The organism is Spirosoma taeanense (assembly GCF_013127955.1).
Taxonomy (GTDB): Bacteria; Bacteroidota; Bacteroidia; order Cytophagales; family Spirosomataceae; genus Spirosoma; species Spirosoma taeanense.
This window is the reverse complement of the sequence record NZ_CP053435.1, coordinates 1,902,277-1,919,107: the sequence shown is the minus strand read 5'-3', so window position 1 is coordinate 1,919,107 and position 16,831 is coordinate 1,902,277. Positions and strand designations below refer to the sequence as shown.

The window sequence follows — 16,831 nt, the reverse complement described above, 5'->3', positions numbered from 1 at the left end:
GAGACATCGTTTAAAGAATATGGCTACTATCACTGCCCGCATTGAGCGAACCCCGTATGAAACCCACCTTTCCACCGATTCGCAGGTCGTTGTCGTTGACGAACCCGTTGAAGTAGGTGGGCAGGACCGGGGCATGCGGCCGGGAGAACTGCTGGCGGGGGCGCTGGCCTCCTGCACCGTCATTACGGTGCGGATGTATGCCGACCGGAAAGGCTGGCCGCTTGATTCGGTGGTGGCGCACGTTGACTTCACGCGGGATGACAAAACCCATCGGTCGCTGTTCACGATGCGGCTGATCCTGAATGGGGATCTGGACGATGCGCAGCGGGCACGCCTGCTGGAAATGGCTGATCGGTGCCCGATTCACCGGGCGTTACAGGAGCCTATTGATTTTGAGACTATCTTAGTCGAGCAACTTGCCTGATGTCATGGACCCCGCTAGCCCGAACCCGAGCCCTGGAATTACAAAGACATACACCAATGGTGAGATTACCGTCGTCTGGAAACCCGCGGCCTGCATTCACTCAAAACTATGCTGGACGCAGCTGTTCAGGGTGTTTAACCCGAAAGCCCGGCCCTGGGTCAACATGGCCGGTGCTGGCAGCGACCGCATTGCCGAGCAGGTAGATCGCTGTCCCTCGAAGGCCCTGACGTATTACCAGAACGCGGAGTTCCTGCAACCGAAGACTATATAGGTTCTGGTCTAGAAAGCATCAGAGGCCGCATAAGCAGATTCTGCTCATACGGCCTCTGATGCTTTCTATCCGAAATCAATTAAGCGTCCTTCCATTTAATGCCGCAGCCGATGGCTTTAGCTGAAGTCGTCGTTACGGGTTTACCCGCCAGCAGTTCGTTAACCGCTTCTTCGACATACTTTCGGGTGGCCCCGGCCGCATCCCGCTGGCTGTTGTCAATAGCGCCAATATAAGCGACCCGGTATTGGTCACCCTGCCGCTGAACCACAAACAGGTGGGGCGTATTGGTGGCACCAAATGCCCGCGCAACGGCCTGCGTCTCGTCGTGCAGATAAGGGAATGCGTACTTCCTGTTGCTGGCCCGCTGCTGCATGGCTCCATACGAATCGCCGGGCGACTGTTCAGCGTCGTTGGATTGAATAGCCACAACCGGATAGCCTTTAGGCGCAAATTGCTCGTTCAGGGCGATAATTCGATTTTCATACGCTTTAGCGACCGGGCAGGTGTTGCAGGTAAAGGCGATGATGTATACTTTCGCCGGCTTATCGGCCAGTGAAACCGTTTTACCGTCTACATTCTTCAGCTTGAAATCCTGAATTACATCCCCAACTTTATAACCGTCCGATACCAGCCGAGCACTCAGCAGCGACATTAGTAGCACTAGTGCGAAACCTGAAAATAACAGAGTCCTTCTCATGACGAGCAGCGTTTTAGAGTTTGTGGGCGTTAATGATTACGCCAAGTTCTCCAGCTTTTAGGGCTTTTCCAATAAACGTACGGCGCTTTTGTTTCGCATTGACAATCAAGGTCATCGGTAAGGCACCCGACCACTCCGGCGCTATCTGATCGATCCAGCTGTTAGGGTCTGGTTCATCTAGCAGGACCACCCGCGATCGAATCCCACGTTTACGGACAAATGGTATCACTTTGGTGTTCAGGTCTTTTCTGTCGTCCATACTCACCAGTAATACACTCACCTTCCTGCCCAAGTAGGCCCGCCGTATAGCCTCAAAATGAGGCAGTTCCTTAACGCAGGGCATGCACCAGGTCGCCCAGAAATTCACCACGCGCAGCGTATCGTCCGGCTGGTCCAGCACCTGCTTCAGTTGCGCCAGCTCGATAATTTTTATCGACTGATCCTGCGCCAGCGTAACTCCAGACAGCAGGCTGGCAGCGAGAATACAGCGTATCGGTATAGTGGACACCATCAGGAGCAGGGTTACTCATTAAAGCAGACAGGAAGAAAACGCTTGATCTGGGCGCCTGGTTTTTACCTTTAAATAAAGTGCGCCCTTACTTATCTGGTATCTATTGATTATAAGGTACATTCATTAAAAAAGAGCACTATTTCGCTGTTTTCTTTTCCTAGCTAGTTAAGCAAGGCAAATACTAAGCGCTTCTCCTGATTTAATGCTAGTCTATATTTACTCAAATTAGGGCTTCGGACCGGTAGCTGACAACGCTTTTCCATTGATGACCTGTCTGATTAATAAACTTCTTTAGCACTGTAAGTCTATGAATAACCATACCCTACGTATGGAAAAAGCAGCCTGCTTCTGGGGCGCTTCAGCCATACTATTACTTGGTTTATTTGGGCTTACGTCTATCTATGATCAGGTGAGGGGTAACGCGGATGGACTGGCAGGAAACATAGCCTATCAGAATGTAGTCGGTGTTTTACTGATTCTGAACTGTCTGGGGCTGTTGTTCAGTGTAGGCCTACTGTCTACGTTCAAAACCGTCCAGAACATATCCTTATCATTCCTATCGGTTCTGTTCGTGCTGGTTGTAGTAGAAGTCATTGGTCATTTGGCGCTGGCGTTTGACTTCGTCAAGAGTGAACCGTTTGTCTTTCGCCGATTTTACGTTTCACCCGGTGTGGCTTCGATCAAACCTTTTCCAGCGGGTGACCTCAATCCTGTTGCCGGGCGGATGCACCTGCCCAACGATTGCCAGACCGTTGTTAATTGCGCAGGTGACTCGTTATGGCGGATATCCAATTCGGTGGGCGGCCTGGATCGACAGCGGGAAGTGGTCAATCCAGCTCCGCAGAAAAAACGCATTGCCATCCTGGGCGATTCCTTCATGGAAGGCTATATGGTTAACGAGCCGGATCGATGCAGCTCGATTCTGGAGCGTGAAACGGGACTTGAACACCTTAATTTCGCCGTAAATGGTTCTAACCCGGTCAATTATTACTTAATGTACAAAGGCGTAGCAAAAGCCTTTTGCGCCGATGTGCTGATTATTGGCTTCCTTCCCGCCAATGATTTCGAGATTTTAAACGAACAGCGGTTATACACCCTCGTTGACTGGCCTAAATACGTACCCTATTGGCAGGGAAACTATCCCAACTACACATTACGTTACAGCCTGGCGAACGTTGGGCAATCCATTTTTTATGGGAATCACACGAGTGCGTCGCTTCTGAAGATTGTTGACTCCTTATACACAGCTCTTTCCCTCAGTAATAAACTCAAGGCGGATGTTTTGATGAACTCCAGCCTGTTTCGCTTACTGGGGGAAAGGCAATCCAGCGATTATCTGGCAGGTGAGTATACGAAGTACGAGCAGTTCAGCGATCAGGAATGGCAATATGTTCGCCATTCCCTGAATCAGTTGATACAGGAGGCCCGCGGAAAGAAAGTCCTGATTGTGTCGTTGCCAACGCTGCCCGACCTGAAAGCCCTGAAGCAGGGAAAGTCAAATCGGATCGACGCGGTACTCGCTGATTTTTGCAGGCGACAACAGATTGGCTTTATTCCACTTGCCCCCAGATTTCTCGCCTATGAGCACAATCTGGCTGAACTTTACGTCGCCTGTGATGGACACTGGTCTAAACAAGGCGAACAGTTTGCCGCCAATGCGTTGCTGCATCATCCGGTTTACCGGAAATTAATCGGTCTGCCCGATCGACGTAAACCTAGTCGGGTAGCATATAGCTCAGGTCAGACCCGTGCGTGGGGTAAGCAAATAGCATATCGCCCAGGGCTTTTGCCGGAATCTGATGTTTCATGGCCAGCGCAAAGAGATTAATTACTTCGTCGCTGCCCGCTCCCAGCAGGTGTGCCCCCAGCAGTTGCCCGGACTCTTCATCGACGATCGTCTTGAATCCCGCCACCGGTTCATTAATGCGCCGGTTGCTATACCAGTCTTTGGTTTCCTGGAACAGCACTTTCACTTTACGTCCCTGCTTCCGGGCCTGCTCTTCGGTTAAACCAATGGAGGCCATGGGCGGCACCGTAAATACCGTTGTCGGAACGGGGTCACTATCGAAGGTTTGCCGATTGCTGTTGAGTATATTTTCGGCCACAAGCCGTCCTTCATAACTGGCCATAGGCGTAAGAGGCAGTCCCTTATCGGCTACGTCTCCGCAGGCATACACCGCCGGGTTCGAGACGCTTTGCAGGTGCGCATTGACCTTTACACCCTTCTCGCCTACCTCAACGCCCGCTTTCTCCAGCGCCAGCTCAGCCACATCGGCCACACGACCAGCCGCGTGAACGACCAGCCCGGCTGCTACCGACTCACAGGTCCCCTGTCGGTCGTAATGAACGGTCAGATCGCCGGGTTCGCCTTCAACTCTGGTTACGTTCGCTTCCAGCACGATCCGGATACCAATGGCCTCCACGCCCTTAACCAGCAGGTTAACCAGGTCGGCATCAAAGCCTTCCAGCGGGCGTTTACCTCTGTGCACAATAGTTACGTTTGCTCCTGCGCGGGCGGCAATATGGGCAAACTCGAAGGCAATGTAGCCTCCGCCAACCATCACGATTTCGCGTGGCAGCTCCGGCAGTTCAAGAAACTGCGTACTGTCAATCAGCAGCGCTTCGCCCGGAATGTTCAGCGGCTGGGGTTTAGCGCCTGCCGCAATCACTATTTGCTTTGCCGTTAGCTCGTCATCCCCAACGCGTAGGGTATTGGCCGATAGAAACGTAGCCGTACCGTGAAACGACTGGATACCCAGATCGACAAATTTTTTCTCGGTATTTTCCGGTATGGGATCGGTGAACGTCTTCTTGAAGGCCATCAGCGCCGGCCAGTCGATTGCGGGTACGGCTGAAATGCCTTTGTCCAGCATCTGCTCCGAACGGGCGACAATCTCGGCCGCGCCCACCAGCACTTTTTTAGGATCGCACCCCCGTTGCGAGCAGGTGCCGCCGAAAGGTAATTTATCAATAATGGCTACGGTTTTACCGGCTTCCCGAACAGTCTGAGCGACTGTTTTACCGGCAGAACCGGTCCCAATCACAATAAGATCGAAGGATTGCATAAATATGGGGTTCGTACTGTATAACTAACCAAATCGTCTTTTTCCTAAAACTAGTAGCTACCACCTGACTTACAACCTGCCATCTATAACAAATACCCTTCTGATTGTCAGATAATTGACAATCGTTCCGCGCAACATATTCACAAAAAAAAGGCGTAGCGCCAGGCTACGCCTATAACCTTCCTTCTACTATCTGATAAATTTATTTATAAGCGATTACGGCACTGGAAGGTCCCACCAGCGAGAGTTTTTCGGTCGATTCAAAACCGGCCTTCGCTGCCCACGCCTGAAAGTCAGCGTATGTAAAGTCAAAGCCGCTTTCGGTTTCCATGAACATATTCAACGACATGAGAAGACCAAAGGCATTACGTTTTCGGTCATCGTCGATAATGTTTTCGATTACAATCAGCGCTCCACCCGATGGCAAGGCATCATACGCTTTCCGGATGAGCATCTGTTTGTCTTCCAGACTGCAATCATGCAGAATATTACCCATCATGATAATGTCAGTCTCTGGAAATTCCTGCGTCATAAAGTCAATGCTGCCCACCCGAATCTGCTTACTGAGGCCGAACTGATCGACGGTTTTCTGGGCGACCGGCACAACCGACGGCAAATCGAGCGACAGGCAGCGGAGGTGCGGATGCTGCCCGGCAACGCAGACAGACAACATGGCATTAGCTCCACCCACGTCGCACATTGACCGGAACCGGCTGAAATCAAATTTCTCGGCCAGGGCCATAAAGCCGCCCAGTTGAGCGCCCGCCATGGCGTTGAGGAACTGCTCCAGAATGGCCGGGTCGTCGTAAATCACGTCAAACAGGGGCCGGTCGATGAATTTCGCTTCATGCTGGGGTTTGTCGGTATGCAGCGCTTCTTCCAGATTTGCCCAGAACGGATATAAGCGGTCGTTGGCCATTTCCAGCAGTCCACCGATATAGGCCGGACTCCCCCGGTGGAGGAATAGCCGGGTCTCGGCCGTATTGGCATACCGGGCTTCCCGGCCGGTGCCTTCCCGCTGTAGAAACTCGAGGGCAACCAGCGCATCCAGAAAATCGAGCATAGCCGGAGAATGAAGCTGAACCCGGTTTTTAAGCTCACTTGCCTCAACAGAGTCATCGCCCAGCTCGGTAAACAGATTGAGTTTAATGGCTGTCAGCAGGGTTTGAGAAGCCCGGAAACCCATACCCGCTTCCATAATTCGGCTCGATGATAAGGCCGTTTCTGGCTCCGTTTCCATGTTGTTCATTCGTGTTGTTTGGCGACTGTTAAGCGTTTAGTAGCACAAAGGTGTTACGTAACGCTCCTGAACCCGCGCGCAAGAATATTCAACAGGAAAAAACCATACCCGAACCAGCAGTATCACCTTACCAATTGTATGCCACTCAGATACGGAGACAGTTTTCGATAGCACGTTAAATAAAATGGTAGAAAGCTTATAAGATTGGATTACAGATTGTTAAAAAATATACGTAGAATGGCAAATGGCTTTTCACAAAAGCGAATAACTGCCAGTCTAACCCTTTACTTTTCACTTAACATGGAAGGTCAAATTAAATCCTCGCAGGACCTGGGCCAAAAAGTTGAGGATGTCGCTACGGGCTTGGCCATAGCCTGGCGCACACGAAACTGGCTCAGGATATTAACGACCTGTTTTGGCTTCTGGATCATTTTATTTAACCCTCCTGTTTTAAACGGAGTTATAACGGGCTTTTCCTTAATAGCCTTACCGTCCTGGTACAACTGGGCTTGGGCTATCGTAGGCGTCCTGTTGTTTATAGGCGCATTTGTGGTAGCCTTGCAGGCAACGCCAAAACGTGTCGTTGTACCGGTTGCCGTTGGTCAGAACGCCATTAAAGGACTAGTGCCTTTTGAAGCTGAAGATGCGTCGGTGTTCGCTAAACTGCAGCGCGAAGACGACCTGCGTGAATGCCTCAATATTATTACGGCCAAAACGTTCAGGTTTGGTATCCTGCATGGTGAGTCTGGCTGCGGTAAAACGTCATTTCTTCAGGCGGGTCTGCGACCCCGGCTCAATGTTGATGAATCACGGTTCCGATGTGTGTACGTAGAGTTTACCGACCGGGACCCACTCTTCTCTGTCCGACAGGCGCTTACTGAACAACTTGTACTTACTGAACCATTGCCAATGGAGGCTAACCTGACCAGGCTGTTACAGACAGCATCCGGAACGGGTAAGCCGCTTGTTTTGCTCTTCGATCAGTTTGAGCAGTTTTTCTTTCAGCGCCATCAGAGCCTTGATACCGACCCGTTTGTGCAGGCATTGATTGGCTGGTACGCTAGTCGGCATGAAAGCAACCATCGTATCCTGTTATCGATTCGGCGGGATTTTTATTACCAGACATCTGATTTGCAAAAACTTATGGGCTATAGTCTTGGCCCCCAGGAACTGTTAATTTTAACCAAGTTTACCCCCAGGCAGGCCACCGCTATTTTTCAGGTAATGGCCGAGGAGGTTGGCCTGGTGTTCGACGAAGAATTTATTGAAGAAGTGGCCGAACGCCAGCTTGCCGACCGGGAAGAAGGCCGCGTATCGCCCGTAGAAGTACAAATTCTGGCATGGCTCCTAGCGGGCCAGCGAACGACGGGAGAAGCTGCTTTTGACCGAAAAACCTATCAGCGGCTAGGTGGTGTGGAGGGTCTGCTCGAGCGATTTATTCGGAAAGTACTGGAAGCCCGCAACAGCCAGATTGATCTGAAAGTATTGCTGGCGTTGACGAATCTGGAAAATAACGTACGGGCCGGCGTACTTCCGCACGGGGTCATTCGGGATCGGACAGCCAATGCATTAACAGAAGCCGAAATTCTGGAATCACTTGACTATCTGAGTCGTCCCGACGTTCGATTGGTTATCCGCGAAGCACAAGGCTGTAAACTGGCTCACGAACGGTTAATTCCGGCACTGCATAAAGTAGCCAATCAATTATTGACCGATCAGGCAAAGGCAAATCAACTCCTTGACCGGCGTGTAAACGAATGGCTGGCGAATGACCGCTCTAATCGATATTTATTACCCTGGGGAGAATGGCGTCTTATACGGACTCAGAAACCCTATCTTGTATGGGGGCCACAACAGATCGTTAAGGAAGAGTTGTTAGTGCAGACTACCCGGCGCTGGCGTACCCGGTTTGGTATTGGGATTAGCCTCATAAGCCTTTGCCTGATTAGCTATATTGTCTGGGAGACCTCCTGGGGCCAGGTACAACATTTGAAATGGTCAGTAAGCCAGTTAAGCCAGTCCAAAAATGCAGCGACTCAAAACTGGGCCATTCGTACGCTAGCAATAACAGGCAATTCGTCAAAAGCATTTCGGGTCATATCCCAATTAGATGGCTCGGCTAAAGCCGATGTCCTGCCCGCGATCGCGCAGGGCTTTGCCAAGCTGGGCGACAAAGCCGGACTCCAGCAAGCCCTGCAAGTCAGCGCTGGTTTAGATGGCGCGCTTAAAGCCGATGTCCTGTCCGCGATCGCGCAGGGCTTTGCCAAACTTAATGCCTGGAACGAAGTCAGATTGACGATTAATGAGCTGACTGATCAGTATAGAGCCAGATCCCTACATCGAGTGCTCATTATTTGGGAGTATAGCACAAACACTAAATTGAAAGACGAACTGCTGTCACTTGCAGAAGAGGATTAACATAAAAAAGCAGCTGTTTGTACAAACAGCTGCTTTTTTATGTTAATTATAACTCGTTATGCTACGGCTTCGTACAGTTCACCGCGCTGGGCTTTTACGCGCTCGTCGGTCAGGTACTCGTCGTAGGTCATCAACTTGTCGAGGATACCCGCCGGAGTGATTTCGATGATCCGGTTAGCAATCGTCTGCACAAACTGGTGGTCGTGGGAGGTGAACAGGATCGGCCCTTTAAAATCAATCAGGCCGTTGTTCAGCGACTCGATAGATTCGAGGTCGAGGTGGTTAGTCGGCTCGTCGAGCATCAAGACGTTCGCGCCCGACAGCATCATCTTCGACAGCATACAGCGCACTTTTTCGCCCCCTGATAGCACGCTGGCTTTCTTCAGCGATTCCTCGCCCGAGAACAGCATCCGGCCCAGGAAGCCCCGAATAAAGCTTTCGTCCTTCTCCTCGGAGTATTGCCGGAGCCAGTCTACCAGATTCAGGTCGGTCTGGAAAAACTTTTCTTTCTCAGCATCCGTCGGGAAATACGACATGGTGATCGTGATGCCCCAGCGGAACGTACCCGAATCGGCTTTACGTTCACCCGCCAGAATATCCATTAGTGCCGAAACGGCCAGACCATCGCGGCTATACAGAAAAATCTTATCCTGTTTGTTCACCGTGAACGACAGGTTTTCGAACAGCCTGGTGCCGTCTTCGGCCGTATAGGTCAGGTTCTCGACGGTGAGTATCTGGTCGCCCGGCTCGCGCTCCGGTTTGAAATTTACGTAGGGATACTTACGCGATGATGGCTGAATATCGTCAATCGTAAGCTTTTCGAGCAGTTTGGCCCGGCTTGTCGCCTGCTTGGACTTCGACGCGTTGGCCGAGAACCGCCGGATGAATTCTTCCAGCTCTTTCCGCTTGTCCTCGGTCTTTTTGTTCTGGTCCTGCCGCTGTTTCAGAGCAAGCTGGCTCGACTCATACCAGAACGAATAGTTGCCGGCGAAGAGCTTAACCTTGCTGAAGTCGACGTCCACAATCTGCGTACAAACCTGATCGAGGAAGTGACGGTCGTGCGAGACGACGATAACCGTGTTATTGAAGTTGGCCAGGAAGTTTTCGAGCCAGATCACCGACTCTACGTCGAGGTTGTTGGTCGGCTCGTCAAGCAGCAGCACGTCGGGGTTGCCAAAGAGCGCCTGCGCCAGCAACACCCGTACCTTCTCGGAACCGTTCAGATCGCTCATCAGCGAGTAGTGCATATCTTCTTTGATACCCAGACCCGACAGCAGACTGGCGGCATCCGACTCTGCATCCCAGCCATTCATCTCGGCAAATTCCGATTCGAGTTCGGCGGCTTTCTCGCCGTCGGCATCCGTAAAATCGGCTTTGGCATACAGGGCGTCTTTTTCCTGCATGATGTCATACAGGCGCTTGTTGCCCATGATAACCGTCTGCAGCACCGGATACTCGTCGTAGGCCGACTGATTCTGGTTCAGCACCGACATCCGCTCGCCGGGCGTCATCGTAACCGAGCCGGTCTGCGGCTCAATTTCGCCAGATAGAATCTTCAGAAAGGTAGACTTACCGGCTCCGTTGGCGCCGATAACGCCGTAACAGTTGCCGGAGGTAAATTTTATAGTGACGTCGTCAAACAGCACCCGCTTACCATAGCGGAGCGAGACGTTAGATACGTTGATCATAATGCGATTTCTCGTTCAGAATATACCGCAAAGATACGAAATTTTGGCGGGAAAAGGCAGTACGCGCCTTTACAGCAGCCTATACGGGTACGGACTAATGGACCTGTGTCTGTAGGTAAAAACGGATCAGGGCTATTCGACCACGATTAGGCTACATAAAGGCAAACCCCTTCAGGAACGCATCGCGGTAGCTGCGGCCAATGGGTAGTGTGCGATCTCCGAGCGAGACTTCGTTCTCGCTGAACGACTGAATCTGGCGCAGATTTACGGCATAGGATCGGTGAATACGGATAATATCGGGACGCGACGTATTGGCCGCCTGAAACTTATCCAGAACCTTGTTCAGCACCATGCGCAGGGTGTATTTGTGCGTCGGGGTAATGATGTCCGTGTAATTTCCTTCCGACTGCAGATACAGGATATCAGCCTGCCGAAACTTCACGAACCGGTAGTTCTGCTTAACAAAAACGTATTCCTTCGAAAACATGATCGTTTCGCCCCTGGCCGGTTCGGGTGGTTCGGTCATGGGCGAAACGGATCTGTTGTCTACCTGTGCTATACGGCCGGGAACTATGGCCGATTGCTGATGTGCGAAATTATGAATCGCCAGGTCGATGGCGATCTGCAGATTCAGGTCGTTGAACGGTTTGGTGATATACGCCGAAGGAGACACTTTCCGGGCGCGTTCGATGGTCATGGCGTCGGTCATGGCCGTCAGAAAAATAAGGGGCGTCTGCTTGATCTGGCGCATCCGCCGGGCCGTTTCGATGCCATCCCATTCTCCCAGAATATGAATATCGAGTAAGGCCAGATCAATAGGCTGGCTCTGATAGATGTCGAGGGCGCGGAGGCCATTATCGACCGTATCGACAACCCGGTATCCCATTTGCCGAAGCCGGTAGGACAAATCCATACTTAAGATTACCTCATCTTCGACGATTAATATATTAACGGACTCCATTCAGTAATACCACTTTGTATTAGTTAACTACGATGCAGATGACGATATAGATTCTACCAATTCTATAGATTAATTAGATCCATAAAATTAGCCACGTAAGGCAGAACTGACGATCAATAAAAAACAGGCTATAAAAGATGTATATACACCAAATCGACAGCTATATAGTTCTTATGATACAATTTTCAAACTCATTTGTTATTGGAGTTTATTATAGACTCAAATGTGCCGACCGTACTGGCTCGCCATAAAAAACGGCTGCCTGTCGGTCAAAGTCCTCGGTTGAGTCGGTGGTCAGAAAAACGCGCTCCCCGCCCCTACTGCACTGCACGTCTATTTCAGGATGTCGGTCGAGGTAATCGGCCAGTCGGTCGGCTACGATGCCGCCCTGGGTCAGAATGGTTGTACCAGCGGGTGTAAACTGCCGGATCTTATCGAACAGAAGCGGGTAATGCGTGCAGGCCAGTAGCAAGGTATCAATGTTTTCTGCCGGTCCGAGCAGCCGGTCGATGTGCTGCCGAATAAAATAATCGGCCCCGGCGCTGGCGTATTCGCCATTTTCGACCAGCGGCACCCACATTGGACACGCTTCCTGATAGACACGCAGCCCTGGAAAAAACTTTTCAATCTCGACCGGATAAGACCCAGACGTAACCGTACCCCGCGTGGCCAGAATTCCGACGTGGCCACTCCTGGAGTAATGGCCGATGACCTCGGTTGTCGGCCGGATTACGCCCAGCACCCGCCGGGATGGTCCACTGGGGCCGGGTGCCAGAACGGGCAGGTCAAGCTGCTGAATATTTCGGAGCGCTTTTGCGGAGGCCGTGTTGCAGGCCAGTACGACCAATCGGCACCCCCGGTCGAACAGGTGCCTTACGCACTCAAGCGTGTATTGGTATACGGTATCAAATGAGCGGGGACCGTAGGGCGTCCGGGCATTGTCGCCAAGATAGACGTAATCGTACTGGGGTAATTTGCGAACGATCTCGCGCAGAACGGTCAGCCCGCCATAGCCCGAATCGAACACGCCAATGGGTTGATTCATAAGAGATGCAGGCACTCAGCCCCGCTGAATGCAAACCAGAAGAACATTTCCAGGCGGTTTGCCGGTCTCCTCACCGATTAAACTATAATTATTCGCGCAAGTTAGCTAAAAAACAGTTGGAATAGCCGAGCAAACTGTTTAGCCTATACGCCGAATCGACTTTAGAATTTAGGGCAGGCGATAAACAGCAAATTGTCTTTTGGGGTTAGGTGCAATAACCGCCATCACTCTCTGATCCATGTATGCTATTGACTACGCTCTGCTCATATACTCCATTGTCATTACTCTAGCGTCGTTTATCAACCTGATCCGGCTCGATTACTGGTGGATTCGGATGTGGGATTTTCCGCATCTGCAGCTCACCGTTCTGGCGGGCATTGGCGTTTTAGGCTGGCTGGCAATCGGCTACCCCCGCGAGGGCTTCCTGATCATCGTTCCGATCGGGCTGCTGGCAACACTGCTTTATCAGAGCTGGCTGATTTATCCGTTTACGCCCCTGCACCGGAAACAGGTTGTGCGACTCCCCCATAACAGCAACAACGAAACTTCAGAGCGTAATACCATCCGGTTGCTGGTCAGCAATGTCTTTATGGACAATACGCAGACGCCCAAAGTCCGGGATATGACCGATCAATATAAACCGGATGTAGTGCTGGTGCTGGAAGCCAACCAGCGGTGGAAGGATGAACTGGCGGCTATTGAGCCGAATTACCCATATCGGATTCTGTATCCGCTGGAAAACACGTATGGTATGCTAATGTACTCCCGCTATCCCATCCGCCAGCACGAACTGCGGTTTCTGATTCAGGACGACATTCCCTCCATCTACGCGCAGCTGGAGCTGCCCTCGGGGCAGTTAATTCATTTCTATGGGGTACATCCCACCCCGCCGAGCCCTACCGAGAACGACCGATCAACCGAGCGCGACGCTGAACTGCTGCTAGTTGGCAAAGAGGCCCGAACCAAGTCAGGCCCTATCATTGTGGCGGGCGATTTGAACGATGTAGCCTGGTCGCACACTACCCGGCTGTTCCAGCGGATAAGCGGTTTGCTGGACCCCCGCATTGGTCGGGGCTTATACAATACGTTTCACGCCAAATATTTTTTTCTGCGCTGGCCGCTCGACCACGTTTTTGTTTCCGAGCATTTTCAGTTGCAGCGGATTCAGCGTTTACCCAATTGCGGCTCCGATCACTTCCCTATGTTCATTGCGCTGACGTATGTACCGGAGCAGGCTCAGCAACCGAATGAGATTCCGCAGCCTGAACAGGATGACCTGGAGGAGTCTAATGAGAAAATTACGGAAGCTAGGGAAGAGCGGACTTCGACTCAGACCACTTAGACATCCCCTGAAAACAGTTCGGCGGTGAAGTATCCATTATACAGATACTTCACCGCCGAACCTAAGCTTATTCCAGTCGCTTACTCGCTCAGCAAGGCTTTACCCTGCGCCAGAGCCGCATCCAGACCCGACAGATCGGAACCACCCGCCGTCGCGAAGAATGGTTGACCACCGCCACCGCCTTTGATATTTTTCGCGAGGTCTTTTACAACCTGACCGGCGTTTAATTTCCGGTCCTGAATGAGCGAATCGGGCAGCATGACCGCGAGCTGCGGCTTGCCGTTAATATCTGCCCCCAGAACCAGGGCGAGGTTATCTACCTTCGCCTTGAGATCGTAAGCCAGTTGCTTGAGCGCATCCGCCGAGGGTACGTCAACCCGCTCAACGAGCCGGCTGTGGCCGTTGACGGTTTCAACTTTCTCCAGAAGCTGGTTCTTAAGTTGCTGTACTTTTTCGTTCTGTAGCGATTCCACCTGCTTTTGCAGGGCGCTGCGCTCTTCAAGCAGCGTCTGTACCGCCTTCACGACGTCTTTCGGGGCTTTCAGAAGCTCCTTCAATTCGCTGACCACCGCCATCTGCTCGTTGACAAGTTGCTCAGCGCCCAATGACGTTTTAGCCTCAACCCGCCGGACGCCCGTCGATACGGAGCCTTCGCCCGTGAACTTGAACAGACCGATATGGCCCGTTGCCTGAACGTGCGTTCCTCCGCAAAGCTCGACCGAGTAGTTCGGATCGAAGGTGATGACGCGAACAAAGTCGCCGTATTTTTCGCCGAACAGGGCCATTGCGCCCATCTGTTTTGCCTGCTCGATGGGAACGTTACGTTTCTCGTCGAGCGGAATATCTTCGCGAATCTTCTCATTCACAATGCGCTCCACTTCGGCCAGTTGCTCATCGGTCACTTTACTGAAATGCGAAAAGTCGAACCGTAACGCATCGGGGCCAACGTAAGAGCCTTTCTGCGCGACGTGACTGCCCAGCACCTCGCGCAAGGCGGAGTGCAGCAGGTGCGTTGCTGAGTGGTTGCTGGCAGTCAACCCCCGACGCGCCGTGTTGATAACGGCATATACCGAATCGGCACTGGTCAGCAGGTCGTCGATACCCTCGACGTTCTGGACAATATGAATGACTAGATCGTTTTCTTTCTTCGTATCCAGCACGGTCAGCGTACCGATCCGGTCTGAACCCGTGAAGAGTTCGAGCACACCCGTATCGCCGATCTGACCACCCGATTCCGCGTAAAACGGCGTCTTATCCAGTACCACCTGTACCTGCGTCCCCTGCTTGTTCTGAATCTTACGGTACTTCACTACCTGCGCGTAAGCATCCGGCTGGTCGTAACCAACAAATTCAACTTTCTCGTCCAGATCAGTCAGTTCAATCCAGTCGCCCGCCGACGATTGAGCATCCTTGCGGGAACGCACTTTCTGTTCCTGCAAGGCCTTCTGGAAGCCTTCTTCGTCGATGCTCAACCCTTTTTCGCGGGCGATCAACGCCGTCAAGTCAGCCGGGAAACCAAACGTATCGTTCAGTTCGAAAACGGTTTCGCCCTTAAGCTTGGTTGCGTCTAAACTTTCCTTGGCTTTTGAGTATGCTTCGTTGAATTGTTGACGAATAGCTTCACTTACTTTTGGCAAATTTTCCGTTGCCTTTTTGATTGATTCTATTAACATTTTATTCTGCTCCGCAAACCTTTGTATTGCCTCAACTGAAAGTTTATTTTGGTTCAGGAACTCAGTGTTAATACTTTTAAAGTTTGATGCCGCTTGAGTCAAAGAAGGAATAAAGGAACTTATAACTTGGCTACCCTTAACCCAAGGTTTAAATTGCTCAGCTAATGAACCTGTTATATTACTTAATGATGCGCTTGCAGCAGTAAGCTCATTCAATGACTCCTGAGTGATGTTATCAACTAATTTCAAACCCGTACCCAACGTTCGCAGGAAGGCGATTTCTTCCTCGCGGATTACGGTCGCTACGAAATCACGCTGAGCGTTCAGTTCGGGGAATACATCGGCAAACTGCATAGCCAGCGTCGGCACGAGTTTGGTCATGAACGGCTCGGTCAGGTTCAGGTACGAATAACCATAGCGAATGGCCCGACGCAGAATCCGCCGGATGACGTAACCCGCCTTGGCATTCGACGGCACCAGACCATCGGCTATGGCGAACGATACGGCCCGGATGTGGTCAGCAATGACGCGCATCGCTACGTCCGACTTTTCCATGGAGCCGCCGTAGGACTTGCCCGATAGCTCCTCAATGACGCGAGTAGTACCCGTAAATACGTCGGTATCATAGTTCGATTTTTTGCCCTGAATGGCCATGCACAACCGCTCGAAACCCATGCCCGTATCGACGTGGCGGGCAGGCAGCGGCTCCAGCGAACCGTCGGCTTTGCGGTTGAACTGCATGAACACCAGGTTCCAGATCTCGACAACCTGCGGATGGTCGGCGTTGACAAGCTCCTTACCGGGTTTCTGGGCTACTTCCTCAGCCGAGCGCAGATCCACGTGGATTTCTGAACACGGACCGCAGGGACCCGTATCGCCCATTTCCCAGAAGTTGTCTTTCTTGTTACCGTAGATGATCCGGTCCTCGCCAACGATGGGTTTCCAGAGATCGAACGCTTCCTGATCGAAGGGAACGTTGTCCTTTTCGTCGCCCTGGAACACCGATACGTAAAGCCGGTCTTTCGGCAGTTTATAAACGTCCGTCAGCAGTTCCCACGCCCAGGCGATGGCTTCTTTTTTGAAATAATCCCCGAACGACCAATTGCCGAGCATCTCGAACATGGTGTGGTGATACGTATCGAAGCCAACATCTTCGAGGTCATTGTGCTTACCCGACACGCGCAGACATTTCTGCGTATCGGCGACGCGCTTCGACGGGGGCGTACCGTTGCCCAGGAAGAAATCTTTGAACTGCGCCATCCCCGAGTTGTTAAACATTAGGGTTGGGTCATTTTTGGCAACAAGCGGGGCAGAGGCAACAATCAGGTGTTCTTTGGAGTGAAAGAAATCCAGAAAATGCCGGCGTATCTCGTGGGAAGTCATAGCGGTTGGAGGCCGTAACGGTCAGCCATCGGGTAGTATCTGCCGTGAGTAACCGACAAATACATACCGTTTAATAAACATTTAAAATAGGACACAAATTTACGAGAAAACTT

Annotated in this window: 13 protein-coding genes; 5 read left to right on the top strand and 8 right to left on the bottom strand. The window is 51.7% G+C overall.

Annotation, left to right across the window (positions count from 1 at the left end; translation table 11 throughout):
* Positions 1 to 19: 19 nt before the first annotated feature.
* Both HNV11_RS08080 and HNV11_RS08075 read left to right on the top strand, forming a co-directional pair.
* Positions 20 to 424 carry an OsmC family protein gene (locus HNV11_RS08080; RefSeq protein ID WP_171739181.1) on the top strand — a complete coding sequence of 135 codons (405 nt, stop codon included), beginning with the start codon at positions 20 to 22 and terminating at the stop codon, positions 422 to 424.
* Positions 425 to 428: 4 nt separating this feature from the next.
* Entirely contained in the window at positions 429 to 695 is a 267-nt protein-coding gene (locus tag HNV11_RS08075; RefSeq protein ID WP_171739180.1) for a (4Fe-4S)-binding protein, read from the top strand.
* Between the two features lie 79 nt (positions 696 to 774).
* Here HNV11_RS08075 and HNV11_RS08070 read toward each other — a convergent pair whose 3' ends face one another.
* On the bottom strand, positions 775 to 1,392 hold the full coding sequence (locus HNV11_RS08070; RefSeq protein WP_171739179.1) for a thioredoxin family protein: 618 nt from the start codon (positions 1,390 to 1,392) through the stop codon (positions 775 to 777).
* A gap of 13 nt (positions 1,393 to 1,405) precedes the next feature.
* Positions 1,406 to 1,903, bottom strand: coding sequence for a TlpA family protein disulfide reductase (locus HNV11_RS08065; RefSeq protein WP_171739178.1), 498 nt, complete (start codon positions 1,901 to 1,903; stop codon positions 1,406 to 1,408).
* A 307-nt stretch (positions 1,904 to 2,210) separates the two neighbouring features.
* Here HNV11_RS08065 and HNV11_RS08060 point away from each other — a divergent pair, with 307 nt between their 5' ends.
* On the top strand, positions 2,211 to 3,731 hold the full coding sequence (locus HNV11_RS08060; RefSeq protein WP_171739177.1) for an SGNH/GDSL hydrolase family protein: 1,521 nt from the start codon (positions 2,211 to 2,213) through the stop codon (positions 3,729 to 3,731).
* On the opposite strand, the gene HNV11_RS08055 is transcribed toward HNV11_RS08060, so the two are convergent.
* Both HNV11_RS08055 and HNV11_RS08050 read right to left on the bottom strand, forming a co-directional pair.
* On the bottom strand, positions 3,619 to 4,968 hold the full coding sequence (locus HNV11_RS08055; protein ID WP_171739176.1) for a dihydrolipoyl dehydrogenase family protein: 1,350 nt from the start codon (positions 4,966 to 4,968) through the stop codon (positions 3,619 to 3,621). The two genes, HNV11_RS08060 and HNV11_RS08055, sit on opposite strands and share 113 nt — an antisense overlap.
* Positions 4,969 to 5,170: 202 nt before the next feature.
* Positions 5,171 to 6,217 (bottom strand): methyltransferase, encoded by a 1,047-nt coding sequence (locus tag HNV11_RS08050; protein WP_205402747.1) that lies wholly within the window; start codon positions 6,215 to 6,217, stop codon positions 5,171 to 5,173.
* A gap of 291 nt (positions 6,218 to 6,508) precedes the next feature.
* On the opposite strand from HNV11_RS08050, the gene HNV11_RS08045 reads away from it, so the two are divergent.
* Positions 6,509 to 8,626 (top strand): nSTAND1 domain-containing NTPase, encoded by a 2,118-nt coding sequence (locus tag HNV11_RS08045; RefSeq protein WP_171739175.1) that lies wholly within the window; start codon positions 6,509 to 6,511, stop codon positions 8,624 to 8,626.
* 56 nt (positions 8,627 to 8,682) lie between these two features.
* On the opposite strand, the gene HNV11_RS08040 is transcribed toward HNV11_RS08045, so the two are convergent.
* The 3 genes from HNV11_RS08040 to murI all read right to left on the bottom strand — a co-directional run bounded on the left by HNV11_RS08040 (position 8,683) and on the right by murI (position 12,320).
* Positions 8,683 to 10,314, bottom strand: a complete 1,632-nt coding sequence (locus HNV11_RS08040; RefSeq protein WP_171739174.1) for an ABC-F family ATP-binding cassette domain-containing protein — start codon at positions 10,312 to 10,314, stop codon at positions 8,683 to 8,685.
* A gap of 151 nt (positions 10,315 to 10,465) precedes the next feature.
* The gene (locus HNV11_RS08035) at positions 10,466 to 11,275 is read right to left on the bottom strand and encodes a response regulator (RefSeq protein ID WP_171739173.1); all 810 of its coding nucleotides are present in this window, start codon (positions 11,273 to 11,275) and stop codon (positions 10,466 to 10,468) included.
* A gap of 211 nt (positions 11,276 to 11,486) precedes the next feature.
* Positions 11,487 to 12,320, bottom strand: a complete 834-nt coding sequence (gene murI / locus HNV11_RS08030) for a glutamate racemase (protein WP_171739172.1) — start codon at positions 12,318 to 12,320, stop codon at positions 11,487 to 11,489.
* 238 nt (positions 12,321 to 12,558) lie between these two features.
* On the opposite strand from murI, the gene HNV11_RS08025 reads away from it, so the two are divergent.
* Positions 12,559 to 13,662, top strand: a complete 1,104-nt coding sequence (locus HNV11_RS08025) for an endonuclease/exonuclease/phosphatase family protein (protein WP_171739171.1) — start codon at positions 12,559 to 12,561, stop codon at positions 13,660 to 13,662.
* Positions 13,663 to 13,742: 80 nt separating this feature from the next.
* Here HNV11_RS08025 and alaS read toward each other — a convergent pair whose 3' ends face one another.
* A complete protein-coding gene (gene alaS, locus HNV11_RS23905) occupies positions 13,743 to 16,718 on the bottom strand; it encodes an alanine--tRNA ligase (protein ID WP_240163843.1) in 2,976 nt (991 codons plus the stop codon).
* Between the last annotated feature and the right edge of the window lie 113 nt (positions 16,719 to 16,831).

Excerpts from the sequence above, each read along its gene's own strand:
- murI (WP_171739172.1), bottom strand. The coding sequence starts at position 12,320 with ATGAATCAACCCATTGGCGTGTTCGATTCGGGCTATGGCGGGCTGACC.
- HNV11_RS08045 (WP_171739175.1), top strand. The coding sequence starts at position 6,509 with ATGGAAGGTCAAATTAAATCCTCGCAGGACCTGGGCCAAAAAGTTGAG.
- HNV11_RS08040 (WP_171739174.1), bottom strand. The coding sequence starts at position 10,314 with ATGATCAACGTATCTAACGTCTCGCTCCGCTATGGTAAGCGGGTGCTG.
- HNV11_RS08025 (WP_171739171.1), top strand. The coding sequence starts at position 12,559 with ATGTATGCTATTGACTACGCTCTGCTCATATACTCCATTGTCATTACT.
- HNV11_RS08070 (WP_171739179.1), bottom strand. The coding sequence starts at position 1,392 with ATGAGAAGGACTCTGTTATTTTCAGGTTTCGCACTAGTGCTACTAATG.
- alaS (WP_240163843.1), bottom strand. The coding sequence starts at position 16,718 with ATGACTTCCCACGAGATACGCCGGCATTTTCTGGATTTCTTTCACTCC.
- HNV11_RS08055 (WP_171739176.1), bottom strand. The coding sequence starts at position 4,968 with ATGCAATCCTTCGATCTTATTGTGATTGGGACCGGTTCTGCCGGTAAA.
- HNV11_RS08075 (WP_171739180.1), top strand. The coding sequence starts at position 429 with ATGGACCCCGCTAGCCCGAACCCGAGCCCTGGAATTACAAAGACATAC.
- HNV11_RS08080 (WP_171739181.1), top strand. The coding sequence starts at position 20 with ATGGCTACTATCACTGCCCGCATTGAGCGAACCCCGTATGAAACCCAC.
- HNV11_RS08050 (WP_205402747.1), bottom strand. The coding sequence starts at position 6,217 with ATGAACAACATGGAAACGGAGCCAGAAACGGCCTTATCATCGAGCCGA.
- HNV11_RS08035 (WP_171739173.1), bottom strand. The coding sequence starts at position 11,275 with ATGGAGTCCGTTAATATATTAATCGTCGAAGATGAGGTAATCTTAAGT.
- HNV11_RS08060 (WP_171739177.1), top strand. The coding sequence starts at position 2,211 with ATGAATAACCATACCCTACGTATGGAAAAAGCAGCCTGCTTCTGGGGC.
- HNV11_RS08065 (WP_171739178.1), bottom strand. The coding sequence starts at position 1,903 with ATGGTGTCCACTATACCGATACGCTGTATTCTCGCTGCCAGCCTGCTG.